At 41.0% G+C, this 15032-nt stretch carries 11 protein-coding genes and 2 tRNA genes; 4 read left to right on the forward strand and 9 right to left on the reverse strand.

Annotated elements, in window-relative coordinates:
- Positions 1–9: 9 nt before the first annotated feature.
- The 6 genes from odhB to sdhC all read right to left on the reverse strand — a co-directional run bounded on the left by odhB (position 10) and on the right by sdhC (position 8291).
- Positions 10–1227 carry a 2-oxoglutarate dehydrogenase complex dihydrolipoyllysine-residue succinyltransferase gene (gene odhB, locus FB6_RS03830; RefSeq protein ID WP_174558731.1) on the reverse strand — a complete coding sequence of 406 codons (1218 nt, stop codon included), beginning with the start codon at positions 1225–1227 and terminating at the stop codon, positions 10–12.
- Positions 1227–4067: a 2-oxoglutarate dehydrogenase E1 component gene (locus tag FB6_RS03835; protein ID WP_174558732.1), complete on the reverse strand. Its 2841-nt coding sequence runs from the start codon at positions 4065–4067 to the stop codon at positions 1227–1229. Before FB6_RS03835 ends, odhB begins: the two co-directional genes overlap by 1 nt.
- Before the next feature lie 824 nt (positions 4068–4891).
- Positions 4892–5602 (reverse strand): succinate dehydrogenase iron-sulfur subunit, encoded by a 711-nt coding sequence (locus FB6_RS03840; RefSeq protein WP_174558733.1) that lies wholly within the window; start codon positions 5600–5602, stop codon positions 4892–4894.
- A 14-nt stretch (positions 5603–5616) separates the two neighbouring features.
- Positions 5617–7515 (reverse strand): FAD-binding protein, encoded by a 1899-nt coding sequence (locus FB6_RS03845; RefSeq protein WP_174558734.1) that lies wholly within the window; start codon positions 7513–7515, stop codon positions 5617–5619.
- Positions 7516–7527: 12 nt separating this feature from the next.
- Positions 7528–7893, reverse strand: coding sequence for a succinate dehydrogenase, hydrophobic membrane anchor protein (gene sdhD / locus FB6_RS03850; RefSeq protein WP_166011771.1), 366 nt, complete (start codon positions 7891–7893; stop codon positions 7528–7530).
- Positions 7893–8291, reverse strand: coding sequence for a succinate dehydrogenase, cytochrome b556 subunit (sdhC, locus tag FB6_RS03855; protein WP_174558735.1), 399 nt, complete (start codon positions 8289–8291; stop codon positions 7893–7895). The genes sdhD and sdhC overlap by 1 nt, the downstream gene beginning before the upstream one ends.
- 1014 nt (positions 8292–9305) lie before the next feature.
- Between sdhC and gltA the strand changes: the two genes are divergently transcribed.
- Positions 9306–10580: a citrate synthase gene (gene gltA, locus FB6_RS03860; protein WP_174558736.1), complete on the forward strand. Its 1275-nt coding sequence runs from the start codon at positions 9306–9308 to the stop codon at positions 10578–10580.
- Between the two features lie 99 nt (positions 10581–10679).
- On the opposite strand, the gene FB6_RS03865 is transcribed toward gltA, so the two are convergent.
- Positions 10680–11156, reverse strand: coding sequence for a type IV secretion protein Rhs (locus FB6_RS03865; protein ID WP_174558737.1), 477 nt, complete (start codon positions 11154–11156; stop codon positions 10680–10682).
- A gap of 267 nt (positions 11157–11423) precedes the next feature.
- Between FB6_RS03865 and FB6_RS03870 the strand changes: the two genes are divergently transcribed.
- Positions 11424–13049, forward strand: a complete 1626-nt coding sequence (locus tag FB6_RS03870; RefSeq protein WP_174558738.1) for an NAD+ synthase — start codon at positions 11424–11426, stop codon at positions 13047–13049.
- Positions 13042–14067 (forward strand): hypothetical protein, encoded by a 1026-nt coding sequence (locus FB6_RS03875; RefSeq protein WP_254592191.1) that lies wholly within the window; start codon positions 13042–13044, stop codon positions 14065–14067. The genes FB6_RS03870 and FB6_RS03875 overlap by 8 nt, the downstream gene beginning before the upstream one ends.
- A gap of 124 nt (positions 14068–14191) precedes the next feature.
- Here the strand turns inward: FB6_RS03875 and FB6_RS03880 are convergent.
- Positions 14192–14268, reverse strand: a tRNA-Met gene (locus tag FB6_RS03880).
- 179 nt (positions 14269–14447) lie between these two features.
- Between FB6_RS03880 and FB6_RS03885 the strand changes: the two genes are divergently transcribed.
- The gene (locus tag FB6_RS03885; RefSeq protein WP_174558740.1) at positions 14448–14855 is read left to right on the forward strand and encodes a hypothetical protein; all 408 of its coding nucleotides are present in this window, start codon (positions 14448–14450) and stop codon (positions 14853–14855) included.
- A gap of 67 nt (positions 14856–14922) precedes the next feature.
- Here the strand turns inward: FB6_RS03885 and FB6_RS03890 are convergent.
- A tRNA-Met gene (locus FB6_RS03890) sits at positions 14923–14999 on the reverse strand.
- Between the last annotated feature and the right edge of the window lie 33 nt (positions 15000–15032).

Consider the following 15032-nt stretch of genomic DNA (forward strand, 5'->3'; position numbering starts at 1 on the left):
TCTGAAGTATTAAAGATCAAGGATAAGTTTAGCTGGTTCTTCTAACAATTCTTTGATTGTTACAAGGAAACCTACTGCTTCTTTACCATCGATTAAACGGTGGTCATAAGAAAGCGCTAAATACATCATTGGCAAGATTTCTACTTGACCATTTACTGCCATAGGACGTTCTTGGATTTTGTGCATACCCAAGATTGCAGTTTGTGGTGTGTTCAAAATTGGAGTAGAAAGTAATGAACCGAAAGTACCACCATTAGTAATAGTGAATGTACCACCAGTCATATCTTCGATGCCTAATTTACCGTCACGTGCTTTACCAGCGTATGCACGGATTCCGTTTTCTACTTCAGCATAGTTCATACGATCTGTATCACGTAATACAGGAACCACTAGACCACGGTCGCTTGATACAGCTACACCGATGTCATAGAAACCGTGGTAAACGATATCATCACCATCAATAGAAGCGTTTACAGCTGGGTAGCGTTTAAGCGCTTCAGTTGCCGCTTTAACGAAGAATGACATGAAGCCTAAACGTGCACCATGACGTTTTTCAAATGCATCTTTATATTGAGCACGCATTTCCATGATTGGTTTCATGTTTACTTCATTGAACGTAGTCAACATTGCTGTTGATTGAGTTGCAGCAAGAAGACGTTCTGCAACACGTTTACGAAGACGAGTCATAGGAACACGTTTTTCGATACGTTCACCTACAGCAATGCTTAAAGGCGCAGCAGCAGGAGCAGCTGGTTTAGCTTGATGAGCAGCAACATCTTCTTTAGTGATGCGACCGCCACGACCTGTACCTGCAACATCAGCTGCTGCAATACCAGATTCAGTTAATGCTTTACGCACTGCAGGAGCTTGGTCAGCAACAGGTTGAGCACGTTCAACAACAGGTGCAGCACCTGCTTCAGTTTGAGCAGCAGCTTGTTCAACTTTTGCTTCAGATTGAACGGCTTGAGTTTGCGCAGCGCCAGAAACTGCACCTTCTTCAAATTGTGCAATCACTTCAGCAGAAAGCACTGTCTCGCCTTCATTTTTAATAATTGATGCAATTGTACCATCAGCAGGAGCAACAACTTCTAAAACAACTTTATCAGTTTCGATATCGCAGATCACTTCGTCGCGTGATACAGCTTCACCTGGTTGTTTATGCCAAGTTGCGATCGTACCGTCTGCAACTGACTCTGGGAATACCGGTGCTTTAATTTCGGTTGCCATTATTTAGAATCTCCTGATTGTTCAGCTGCAATCGCGAGTGCGTCATTTACCAGCTGAGCTTGTTGTTTTGCATGCAAATATGGTGAACCACAAGCCGGTGCAGCAGAAGCTTCACGACCTGCATAACTAATACGAACTTGTTTGCCCGCTTTCATCACGTCGTCATATAGACGCGGAGCGATGAATAACCATGCACCTTGGTTCTTCGGTTCTTCTTGAGCCCATACCAATTCAGTAACGTTTGGATATTGTGCAAGAACTTCAGCAAGACGTGCTTCTGGGTACGGATACAATTGTTCAATACGAACGATTGCAGTGTTGTTCAATTCTTTTTCACGACGTTTTTCAAGTAAGTCGTAGTAAACCTTACCACCACAAAGTACCAGACGTGTTACATCTGACTTGTTGATGTTGTCGATTTCATCAATCACAGTTTGGAATGAACCATTTGCAAGTTCATCTAAAGTAGATGTTGCAAGTTTGTGACGAAGCAATGACTTCGGTGAAGTCACGATCATTGGTTTACGGATCGGACGAAGTGCTTGACGACGCATCGCATGGAAAATCTGCGCTGGGGTAGTCGGTGTCATCACCTGCATGTTGTCTTCAGCACAAAGCTGCAAGAAACGTTCTAAACGTGCAGATGAGTGTTCTGGACCCTGACCTTCAAAACCGTGTGGAAGAAGCATGGTTAAACCACACACGCGTTCCCATTTGGTTTCGCCAGATGCGATGAACTGGTCAATCACGACTTGCGCACAGTTTGCGAAGTCACCGAACTGCGCTTCCCAGATAATTAAGCTCTTTGGAAGCGTCGTTGCATAACCGTATTCAAATGCGAGTACCGCCATTTCTGACAATAATGAGTCATAAATTGCAGTACGTGGTTGGTTTTCTTTCAAGTTACATAATGGAATGTAAGTTGAACCGTCCACTTGGTTATGAAGTTTCGCATGACGGTGTGAGAATGTACCACGACCTACGTCTTCACCAGTTAAACGAACCAGGAAGCCTTCGTCCAGAATAGTTGCATACGCTAAAGTTTCTGCAGCACCCCAGTTGAGTGGCATTTCACCAGTTTGCATTTTCAAGCGATCATCAATCACTTTCGCCACTTGACGCTGCATCACGAAGCCTTCAGGAAGCTCGCGCATTTTGGTGCCAAGTTCTTTTAAACGTTCGATTGGGAAAGATGTATCCCAAACATCTGTGTACTCGTGACCTAAGTAAGGTGTCCAGTCCACAAACATTTTAGTATTTGGTTCAAGTACAAGCGCATTGGCAACGTGTTTGCCCGCTTCAAGGTCTGAACGATATTGTTCAACCATGGCATCAGCAGAAGCACGATCCAACACATTTTGTTGTACCAACTGATCAGCATAAAGCGTACGTGTAGTCGCTTTTTTATTGATAATTTGATACATCATTGGCTGAGTTGCAGCTGGTTCATCTGCTTCGTTATGACCACGACGACGGTAGCAGAACATGTCGATGACAACGTCTTTACGGAATGTATGACGGAAATCATGTACCAATTGAGAAACAAACAACACAGCTTCAGGATCATCACCATTTACATGGAAGATTGGTGCCTGAATCATTTTCGCAATGTCAGTACAGTATTCTGTAGAACGTGCATCACGTGGATCAGAAGTCGTGAAGCCCACCTGGTTATTTACCACGATGTGAACTGTACCACCTACGGTATAACCACGAGTTTGTGACATTTGGAAGGTTTCTTGGTTTACACCTTGACCCGCAAATGCTGCATCACCATGCACAATGATTGGTAAAACGTCATCACCACCAATATCTTTACGACGTACTTGACGTGCGCGTACAGAACCTTCAACTACAGGTCCAACGATTTCTAAGTGAGATGGGTTAAATGCCAATGCCAAGTGAACTTCGCCACCTGGAGTCATCACGTTTGATGAGAAACCTTGGTGGTATTTAACGTCACCAGAACCTTTTTTATGTAACGATTTACCTTCAAACTCACCAAACAGGTCAGCCGGGTTTTTACCCATGATGTTGACAAGAAGGTTTAAACGGCCACGGTGAGGCATACCGATAACCACTTCTTTACAACCTACAGAACCTGCGCGTTGAATAAGTTCATTCACCATAGGAATGAAAGATTCACCACCTTCCACACCAAAGCGTTTAGCACCAACGTATTTATTACCCAGGAATTTTTCCAGACCTTCAGCTGCAGTTAAACGCTCTAATACGTGTTTCTTTTGATCAGCAGTAAAACCGAATTGGCCTTTAGCACCTTCTAGGCGTTGTTGAATCCAGCGTTTTTCTTTGGTATCAACAATGTGCATGTATTCAGCACCAATAGAAGCACAGTAAGTTGCTTCCATGGCATTCACCATTTCACCAAGGGTTGCTTCAGTTTTACCAATCGCAAGGTTACCAGTATTAAATACTGTATCTAGGTCTGACTGAGTTAAACCATGAGCAGCAAGATCAAGATCAGGTACCATTTCACGCTTAGCCAAACCTAGTGGATCTAATTTTGCTTTTTGATGACCACGGTTACGATAAGCAGCAATAAGTTGCAAAACGCCAATTTGACGACGCTCATGCTCAGAACTTACTGCACTTTGAATTACAGGTTGAACGCGACTTGAATTACGACCTAATAAAAGGAATTGCTCACGTACATTGCTGTGTGGTTGATCACCTTTAGGGAATTTACCGAAGTATTCTTGCCAGTCAGCACCAACTGAGTCTGGAGCCGTTAAATACTGCTCATAAAGTTCTTCAATATACGCTGCACTGTCAGCGCTTAGTTCAGTGTCAAGACGCAGTGCGTCAGCAACTTCTTGCATTTGTGGACCCATTTCCTATTGCAAAAACATTTTCAGGATGCTTTTTAAGCGAACCCATGATTAATAATGTCAAATTGGTAACATGACATTAATCCCCATAAGGCATAAGCCATGAGGCGTTATCACTACATTAGGAATAACCCAATGTGAATAATGAATCATAACGCCCTCACTGGCATCATCACTCATTTATATACTCGACCGAAACCGAGCAATTTTTTGCAAATCGACTTAGAAAAAATAACTACGCGACTTAATTTTTCTAAAGCGATTTATATCTATTTATAAACCTTATACATAATTTCAAATGTTGAAAAAATGTACGCAAATACAGGGCTTTTTTTAAATATAGCTTTGTGTGAAATCGTAACATGTTCTCCAGTTACAATTGATTTTTTTGACATATACCTCCCATAACTCAGCGAAATACAGTTCTATTATTTTCATCTAACATATGGTGCTTTATTCAAAAATTAGATTCAATGTAGACTATAGTCATAAGCCCAAAAAACACATATAACAAAAAGAGAGCACAATACTTAGACTGGCCCTCTTTATTTAAGTTACATGATAACATTTTAATCTCAACTTTGCAGACACAAACCCACAAATCACGTCTTATTCATTAAAACAAACAATCTCACAACATTCAGATCATTTGCAGATCGTATTTAGCTGTTATTTGCATCGCATTGAATTGCCGTACAGCAGAATTTATTGCTTAAAAACCCTGTATTGCTTTTTTGCATCATTAACATACAAACCAGCTATTAACAAACATAAAAAAAGCACACCCCAAGGTGTGCTTTTTTTAATATTACAGATTAACCTGCATTATCCAAAAGCATGTTACGGATATGACCGATTGCCTTAGTCGGGTTCAAACCCTTAGGACAAACTGATACGCAGTTCATAATACCTTTACAACGGAACAAGCTGAATGGGTCGTCAAGACGAGCCAAACGATCTTGAGTTGCTGTATCACGTGAGTCAATGATAAAGCGGTATGCATTCAACAATGCTGAAGGACCCAAGAATTTGTCCGGGTTCCACCAGAATGATGGGCATGAAGTTGAACAGCATGCACAAAGAATACATTCATACAGACCATCCAAGTGTTCACGCTCTTCAGGAGACTGTAAACGCTCTTTTGGCGGTGCAGGCTGATTATTGATTAGGAATGGCTGAATTTTGTCATACTGATCGTAGAACTGATTCATATCTACAACCAAGTCTTTAATAACAGGAAGACCTGGAAGCGGACGAATAGTAATCGTTTCTGGTAAGTCGTTTAGATTCCAAAGACATGCCAAACCATTTTTACCATTGATGTTTACACCATCCGAACCACAAATACCTTCACGGCATGAACGACGGAAAGTCAAAGATTCATCTTGTACTTTCAATGCAAGAAGCGCATCAAGCAACATACGGTGCTTGTCAGTCAATTCAAGTTTGAAAGTCTGCATGTACGGTGCTTTATCCTTATCAGGATCGTAGCGGTAGATATTAAATGTACGAGTACCTCTACTCATCTTACTTCTCCAGATTAGAATGTACGTGGTTTAGGTGGAATTGCGTCAACCGATAAAGGTTTGTAACGCACTGGCTTGTACTCAAGATGGTTATCGTTTGAGAACCATAATGTGTGCTTCATCCACTCATCATCACGACGACCATAAGGGTAAGCAGGATGATCTGGAGACTCTTCAAAATCAACCACTGTATGCGCACCACGGCACTCTTTACGAGCAGCAGCTGAGATTAGCGTAGCTTTAGCAACTTCATACAAGTTTTCAACTTCTAGAGCTTCAATACGTGCAGTGTTGAATACTTTAGATTTGTCTTTCAAATGAATGTTGCGTACACGCGGTTCAATTGCAAGAATCTGTTTCACACCTTCTTCAAGAAGTGCAGATGTACGGAATACACCAGCGTGGTCTTGAACGATGTCACGGATTGCATCAGCAACTTCTTGAGCATTTTCACCTGAAGTAGATTCATCAAGGTGTTTAATACGTTTGAACGTATTCTCAAGAACAGTTGTAGGAAGCGGAGCATATTCATCACCGTGATGTTTAGTCACGTAATCGATGATGTGTTCACCAGCTGCTTTACCAAACACAACCAAGTCAAGAAGTGAGTTCGTACCAAGACGGTTAGCACCGTGTACAGATACACATGAACATTCACCAATTGCATAGAAACCTTTTACTGGCTTAGTGAAGTTACGTTCACCACCATTGTGTGAATACACATCAGTTTCTTTGTTGTAGTTCGCAACAAGTGCTTCAGTTTCACGGCTTTCAGGTACAACAACTTGACCATGAATGTTGGTAGGGATACCACCCATTTGATAATGGATTGTAGGTACTACTGGAATTGGCTCTTTAGTGATGTCAACGTTCGCGAATTTCTTACCAATCTCAAATACAGATGGCAGACGTTTCATGATTGTGTCAGCACCCAAGTGCGTCATATCAAGCAAGATGTAGTCTTTCTTAGGACCACAACCACGACCTTCTTTAATTTCTTGGTCCATAGAACGTGATACGAAGTCACGTGGTGCCAAATCTTTTAAAGTTGGTGCATAGCGTTCCATGAACGGCTCACCAGCATCGTTACGAAGGATTGCTCCTTCACCACGACAACCTTCAGTCAACAATACGCCTGCGCCCGCAACACCCGTTGGGTGGAATTGCCAGAATTCCATATCTTGTAATGGAATACCTGCACGAGCAGCCATACCAAGACCGTCACCAGTGTTGATATAAGCGTTTGTAGATGCACGGTACACACGACCTGCACCACCTGTAGCAAATAAAGTCGCTTTCGCTTGGAATACTGCAATTTTACCTGTTTCTTGGTCAATTGCTGTAACACCAAGTACATCACCTGCTTCGTTACGGATTAAATCAAGTGCGATCCATTCAACGAAGAATTGAGTACCCATTTTCACGTTGCTTTGATAAAGCGTATGAAGAAGTGCGTGACCTGTACGGTCGGCAGCAGCACATGCACGTGGAACTGGTTTTTCACCGTAGTTCGCTGCGTGGCCGCCGAATGGACGCTGGTAAATCGTACCATCTGCGTTACGGTCGAATGGCATACCTAGGTGTTCAAGCTCATATACAACTTGTGGCGCTTCGCGAGTCATATACTCGATTGCGTCTTGGTCACCTAACCAGTCAGAACCTTTAACTGTGTCGTAGAAGTGGTAGTGCCAGTTATCTTCTTGCATGTTACCAAGAGATGCACCAATACCACCCTGCGCTGCTACAGTATGTGAACGTGTTGGGAATACTTTAGTCAGTACAGCAACTTTCAAACCAGCTTGAGCAAGTTGGTAAGAAGCGCGCATACCAGAACCACCACCACCGACGATAACTGCATCGAAAGTTTGGTGGGGAATATTTGTGTAATCTTCTTTAGGGGTTATAGCGCCCATGATATCTTCCTATCAATTTGCCCAAAAAATCTGGATCGCCCAGATTGCGTATGCAAATACAGCAATAATAACTGCTGAAGTCAGCACCAAACGCAAGCCTGAAGCTGAAGGACCCATTTGACGAGTAGTCACATAGTCAGTGAATACCTGCCACATGCCGATCCAAGCGTGTGCGACAAGAGATAAGACTGCCAATAAAGACAAAATCTTCATTGGTAATGTCATCATAAAGCCAAACCATTGCTCATAGTTGAATCCGCCATTACAAAGGATCCAACCAAATACCACAACAGTATAAACAGCTAATACAACAGCACTTACACGTTGAATAAACCAATCGCGAGAACCTGAACCCGTTAAACCTGTAGCACTTTTCATTAGAGAACAATCCATACAAATGCTGCGATAATACCAATCGCAGACAAGATCAATGAAATAGTAGCTGCAATACGACCGCTTTGCAGTTCTTCTGCAATACCAAGGTCAGCAAGTAAATGCTTAACGCCTGCAATGAAGTGGAATATTAAACCGGCTACAAATACCCATACGATGAAACGCACAATGAAGCTACCAAGGATTGCTTGAACTTGAGCAAAACCCTCAACAGAAGACAATGATTTGTCTAAAAGCCACAAAAGTACCGGTACAAGTAAAAATACGATGACACCTGAAAGACGGTGTAGAATTGATGCAATAGCCACAGGGGATTTTAAGTTTACTTCTAAAACTTGACCCATGGACAAATTGACAGGTCTGTTGCTTTTCACAGCGGGCATCCTGTAAGTAAAAACTCCATCCGGAGTTTGTTGGAATTAATTCGAAGGAAAGCTAGCATTGTTAGGCTATTACTATTCAGCAACACCTAAACTTAAAACGACACTGAATTATAAAACGTGAACTATCAAAATACAAACAATGTGTCCCACTGAATAACCAAAAAAACCTTTAAATAAGAATCATTAACAATAAACTTTACAAACCCAGCCCCATTAAAAAAACACAATAAACTACTATGTCATTGGTTTTAAAAAAGTAAATTTAGAAGAATGTAAATATTTCACTCGAATGATTTTTTTTGAAAAATTTAGACTAAAGACGAACAAAGTAAAAATAATTTTCCCTCTTTGATTTTACCCCTAAACACCAGAACCACCAATAGATCATTTATTTAATCAATAATTATTATTTATTAAAATAATAATAGATAGATATCATGTGGTGAAATAAATACTTAGTATGTGTATAAGTCATTGTGATTTGATTTTTTTGTGTATTAAAACACCATTTCCAAGTCATTTTTCACAAATTTAGCATAAAAAATAGACAAAATTCTTATCTCAACTAGCCATTTTTTAACCAAACAAACATTTTTATGCTCTTCAATTATCGCTTTTAAATATGAATAAGAAAGCATCATATTCAAAATAAAAATTACTGTAAGTTACGAGAATTATAATAATTTAGATTCAAGAACCACTTGTCTATTATTATATAGTGAGAGTTTTTAAGAATTAAAATTTGCTGATAATTACAGCATCAATCGCATTTTTCTCTGCACCTAACCCTCAAATTGACTTATTATACTGATCCGGTACTGCGATTTTCTTCTTTTTACCGGTATAAGTTTTGACTTATCATTCCGCATGAATGTCACTTTTATCCATAAGTATAATTGACAAAATTTCAGTTCTCTCTAATCTTAGAGCAATTTTTTGATCCGTCTGATTCGTGCATTAAAAGATTAGCACTGCGAGTCAGATTAATACTCACCAGGACAGGAGATCTATTGAATGTCTGAAGCAACTGGCAAGAAAGCCGTTTTACAGCTTGATGGCAAAGAAATTGAATTACCAATTTACAGCGGCACATTGGGCCCAGATGTAATCGACGTTAAAGATGTATTGGCCGCAGGCCACTTTACTTTTGATCCTGGTTTTATGGCGACAGCTGCATGCGAGTCTAAAATCACTTTCATTGATGGTGGCAAAGGTGTGCTTTTACACCGTGGCTACCCAATCGATCAATTAGCGACTCAAGCTTCTTACCTCGAAACTTGCTATTTATTGTTAAGCGGCGAACTTCCAACTGCTGAACAAAAAGCTGAATTTGAAGCTAAAGTTCGTAACCACACTATGGTTCACGACCAAGTTAGCCGCTTCTTCAATGGTTTCCGTCGTGATGCTCACCCTATGGCGATCATGGTTGGTGTTGTTGGTGCGCTTTCTGCGTTCTATCACAACGGTTTTGACGTTGAAAATGTTGATCACCGTGAAATTACAGCAATCCGCTTAATTGCTAAAGTTCCTACGCTTGCGGCTTGGAGCTACAAATATACAGTAGGCCAACCATTCGTTTACCCACGTAACGACTTGAGCTACGCTGAAAACTTCTTGTACATGATGTTTGCTACTCCTGCAGACCGTGATTATAAAGTTGACCCAATTCTTGCTAAAGCAATGGACCGTATCTTCACGCTTCATGCTGACCACGAACAAAACGCGTCTACTTCTACAGTACGTTTAGCGGGTTCTACTGGCGCTAACCCTTATGCATGTATCGCTGCTGGTATCTCTGCACTTTGGGGTCCTGCTCACGGTGGTGCGAACGAAGCTGTTCTTAAGATGCTTGATGAAATCGGCTCTGTAGAAAACGTTGCTGGCTTCATGGAAAAAGTGAAAACTAAAGAAGTTAAACTTATGGGCTTCGGTCACCGAGTTTACAAAAACTTCGATCCACGTGCGAAAGTAATGAAAGAAACTTGTGATGAAGTTCTTGGTGCGCTTGGCATCAACGATCCACAACTTGCGCTTGCTATGGAACTTGAACGTATTGCATTGTCTGACGAATACTTCATCAAACGTAACTTATACCCTAACGTAGACTTCTACTCAGGTATCATCCTTAAAGCGATTGGTATCCCGACTGAAATGTTTACTGTAATCTTCGCTCTTGCACGTACAGTTGGCTGGATCAGCCACTGGTTAGAAATGCACAGCGGTCCTTACAAAATCGGTCGTCCTCGTCAGCTTTATACTGGCGAAACTCAACGCGATATCAAACGTTAATTCCCTAGAATTAACCAATGATAAAAAAACCGTCCTTTGTGGCGGTTTTTTTATGTCTCTAAATCAAGTGATATGAATATACTAAATACAAGATTAAATTCATATTTTTGGTTTTAAAAATGGAATACAGGATTCATAAACTGCACAATCCTGTCCCTGTGCTTTTTTAATAAAATAATCCTGCACCATTTGCGCCTGCTGCTCAATCCCATACTGCAAAAACTGCTTACCCTGCTGCAAGACATAATGATATTTACGGTCAAAAATAGCTTTACGCACCACTGCCAGACCTTGCTGGATTTGCCATACATGGGTTAATTCATGGATGAGCCAGGACTGCTTCCCCAAAGGCATTTTGGAAAAATCTTCACACCAGTTTTGTGGATGAAAGTAAATATTGCCATTTGGGCTGATTGCATAGTTTTTAATGATGCCGCGATAAGCCACAATATGGATCGAATCCAACTGCAAATGCACACCAAACACTGACTTGGCAAGCTGCTTTTCCCCCAGTGTTAACGGCCGACGCTTAATTTCAAACATTTGATTTAAAACATTTAATAATGATTTCATCATTCAGGTCATCTCACCCAATAACAACAATGTATACGTCACATGTTCATTTTCGCATTGCTGCTGTATTTTTTTGTCTAAATTCAGATTTTTTTTTGTTTTTCTCTCTCTAAACGATGCAATTCGTATATAGTATCCAATTGCTAATTATTGATTAATACGTCTATTTTATTTTTTTGTTTTTGTCGTCACGTACACAGCATTGAACTCATAACACACATAAATCTAAGTCTGTGTATACATCCCTATAGGTAATAGGATTAAGTTGGAATGAAAAGTTTTAAAATTGCCCTTGCACAATTCTCTCCGCATATTGGCAATATCGAAGCAAACACGCAAAAGATGCTTGAACAGATAAATGAAGCCAAAAAACAAAAAGCTGATTTAATTCTCTTCCCTGAGCTTTCTACTTTAGGCTACCCAGCCGAAGATCTATTATTGCGCCCTAGCTTAACAAAGCGCACACAGCAAGCATTTGAACAGCTCAGCCAAGTTAAAGATATCGTTTTGGTCTTTGGTTTTGTCAATCAGACTGAAGATGGTCAGCGTTACAATGCTGCCGCAGTCATGAAAGATGGTCAGGTTCTGGGCATCTACAACAAGCAAAACCTGCCAAACTATAGCGTATTTGATGAAAAACGTTATTTCAACGAAGGTCATCAACACCTGGTATTTGAATATCTGGGCCATAAGTTTGGCGTGCTGATTTGTGAAGATATCTGGTCACTCAATACCGTACAGCAACTTTCTCAGCTCAATGTAGAAACTGCTTTGGTATTGAACGCTTCGCCTTATGAAGTCGGTAAACCGCAGCACCGCATAGCCACCATGGGCGAGCTGGCAAAACAATTGAACATTAACCTGGTTTATACCAACCAGATTGGTGGTCAAGATGACCTGATCTTTGATGGCACCAGTTTTGTGCTTAATAAAGATGGTGGCGTTGCATTGCAAGCACCCAGCTTTAAAGAAGACCTTTATTACGCTGAATATGATGCTGAACAAAAAACCTATAAAGTCGGCACAATCACACCTGTTTTAGAAACCATGGCCGAAATCTATCAAGGTCTGGTTTTAGCAACACGTGATTATGTACAACGCTCTGGTTTCCCGGGCGTGATATTAGGTTTATCCGGTGGTATCGACTCTGCTTTAACCCTAGCAATCGCTGCTGATGCCATTGGTGCCAATAAAGTTCAGGCAGTGATGATGCCATACACCTACACAGCACAAATCAGTGTAGAAGATGCAGCTGAACAAGCCAAAAACATGGGTGTGACTTTTGGAATTGCCGAAATCAATCCAATCGTGAACAGTTTCATGCAAACCCTATACCCGTTCTTTGGCAACAGCCCTGCTGATGCCACTGAAGAAAACCTGCAAGCCCGTGCTCGCGGTACTTTACTGATGGGTTTATCGAATAAATTCGGTAATCTGGTGCTTTCTACCGGCAACAAATCCGAGCTTTCAGTCGGTTACTGCACCCTGTATGGCGATATGGTCGGCGGTTATGCCGTTCTGAAAGACGTGTATAAAACCATTGTGTTTGAACTGGCGAAGTACCGTAACAGCATTTCAGAAACACCTGTGATTCCGGAACGTGTGATTACTCGTCCACCTTCAGCAGAACTTCGTCCAGATCAAAAAGACCAAGACTCTTTACCAGCCTATGAAGTACTTGATGCCATTCTGTATGCTTATATTGAAGAAGATATGAGCCAAGATGACATTATCGCCAAAGGCTTTGAAAAAACAGTGGTAGAAAAAGTGATTCGACTGGTTGATCGTAACGAATACAAACGTCGCCAAGGTGCAATTGGCCCGCGTATTAGCTCACGTGCCTTTAGCCGTGAACGTCGTTACCCAATCATAAATGGATGGGCACCAGGTGTCTAAGCCGGACTTTGCCCAACAGTTTGCTCAAGCGCTTATGCTTGAGCAAACCCGCTTTATTAAAAAACAATTATTAGCTGAACAAAATAATCCTTATATTGAAAAATTTGTTCATCATATTTATCAGCACGCTGATCAAATTTTATTAAAACAGTTTATTCAACTTGAATCCCTTCAAGAAGTGGTTCAAAAATACGCCTTTGAATTAAATCTGGGCGCTGAAATTTTAGAATTTATCGGGGTTGTTGCGCAGCGCATTCATCAACTCGCCATAAACAGCCAGACGCAAATCGACGCGCTGCTTTCAGATGAAACTTTTGAACTCTGGATGTACAAGATCCTGGAACTGGATCAGTTACGACATTACATCCATGACAACTTGCAACACAATCCTCAGGTCAAACATGTCAGCCTACAGCTGGCCAATCAGATTCTTGAAAGCAATACGCCCTGGCTGGATCACCTACGCAAGCTAAACACCCATCAGCATGGTCTAGGTTCTAAAATCCTGAGCTTTATTCAAGACCAGCAGCAACATATTGAACTCAAACTTGAGCAGCAACTCGCTCAGGCACTGGTTAAACAGCTCGGACATATCATTCTGCTCCCCAATGAAGAACTGGCCGATATTGGTCTGCATTTGTGGGAAGATATGAAGCAGAGAAGTCTCAAAGAAACCTTCTCGCAATTTAAAGCCATCGACTTTGAAGAATTCTTTATTCTAGTGTATGAAAGCTGGCGTCAGTTAAGACAAGCAGAATACCTGCAACAGGTGGTTTTGGATGTGGTAGCTGGTTTTTATGATTATTTTGCCGACTACAACTTACAGGAACTATTGCAGTCCGTAGGACTAAATGAAGACGATTTGCATCAAGAGGCACATCGCTTCCTGCCTTATACCCTGCAAGCTCTAGAACAACAAGGCTTGCTGGACGGCATTATACAGACCTTGATTTCACCTTTTTATGACAGTGAAAGCACTCATCAATTTATTGAACACTATCTTCAAGAGAATTTGTAATTATTAAAGTGAGTCTTTGGATTTTCATTCATAGAGGATCAACAGACTTTTTTCTTCTGAGTATAACCCTAACTTTTTTGACCCACAAAAAAAGAGACCATGCTGAGAGCATGGTCTATAAAAATGGTGGCTATGACGAGACTTGAACTTGTGACCCCCGCATTATGAGTGCGGTGCTCTAACCAACTGAGCTACATAGCCGTAAACTGTGTGCGCATTATCTAAATTTCGACGAGTAGCGTCAAGCCCTTTATTTCACAAGTGTTCAGAGTTTGAACGTTTAATTTTATTTCAGTTAATTTTTAAACAAAACAACTATTTATTCATACATGGGTTGCATTTAATTATACAATTAAAGCCCTGAAAAGATTGAGATAAAAATGAATCAATTCAAGTTGATCACAATTGCTTTAATAGCCCTGATCTGTAGTGCCTGCCAAGTGATTTCCCCACTCTTCGTCAACTACAATGGCGTACGCAGGGATGTGGCGCGCTGGATCAACAATCAGCAACTTTTAAGCATGCAGCAAAAACGCAGTCTGGCTCAACTCAGTAAGGCACAGCAAAAGCTCTATCGCATTGAGCAGATTCCTGAAGATCAGAAATTAGCGATTGCCACCCAAAACCAGATTGCGCTGCATTGCGCACGATTACACCTAACTGAGAATAAAATCAGCCAGTTGCAAAGTCATATTTTTGGAAAAGAGAAAAAAGACGCGATTTTGCAGCAATACGCGCAAGAATTTCCGCAGCTAAAATTGGCAGCTACTACCGTTCAATGTGAATGACTTATATTAAACGCTAAATTTTAAGCATAAAAAAAGACCACGCTTTTAGAAGCATGGTCTATGAAAATGGTGGCTATGACGAGACTTGAACTTGTGACCCCCGCATTATGAGTGCGGTGCTCTAACCAACTGAGCTACATAGCCAAAAACTGTGCGCGTATTATCTATTTCGAACAA

Origin of the sequence: Acinetobacter bouvetii, from assembly GCF_902753875.1 — a bacterium.
Classification (GTDB): Bacteria; Pseudomonadota; Gammaproteobacteria; order Pseudomonadales; family Moraxellaceae; genus Acinetobacter; species Acinetobacter bouvetii_A.

Bases quoted from the DNA above. Each gene is read 5' to 3' on its own strand.
- odhB (WP_174558731.1), bottom strand. From the start codon at position 1,227: ATGGCAACCGAAATTAAAGCACCGGTATTCCCAGAGTCAGTTGCAGAC.
- gltA (WP_174558736.1), top strand. From the start codon at position 9,306: ATGTCTGAAGCAACTGGCAAGAAAGCCGTTTTACAGCTTGATGGCAAA.
- FB6_RS03840 (WP_174558733.1), bottom strand. From the start codon at position 5,602: ATGAGTAGAGGTACTCGTACATTTAATATCTACCGCTACGATCCTGAT.
- FB6_RS03885 (WP_174558740.1), top strand. From the start codon at position 14,448: ATGAATCAATTCAAGTTGATCACAATTGCTTTAATAGCCCTGATCTGT.
- sdhD (WP_166011771.1), bottom strand. From the start codon at position 7,893: ATGAAAAGTGCTACAGGTTTAACGGGTTCAGGTTCTCGCGATTGGTTT.
- FB6_RS03870 (WP_174558738.1), top strand. From the start codon at position 11,424: ATGAAAAGTTTTAAAATTGCCCTTGCACAATTCTCTCCGCATATTGGC.
- FB6_RS03835 (WP_174558732.1), bottom strand. From the start codon at position 4,067: ATGCAAGAAGTTGCTGACGCACTGCGTCTTGACACTGAACTAAGCGCT.
- FB6_RS03865 (WP_174558737.1), bottom strand. From the start codon at position 11,156: ATGATGAAATCATTATTAAATGTTTTAAATCAAATGTTTGAAATTAAG.
- sdhC (WP_174558735.1), bottom strand. From the start codon at position 8,291: ATGCCCGCTGTGAAAAGCAACAGACCTGTCAATTTGTCCATGGGTCAA.
- FB6_RS03845 (WP_174558734.1), bottom strand. From the start codon at position 7,515: ATGGGCGCTATAACCCCTAAAGAAGATTACACAAATATTCCCCACCAA.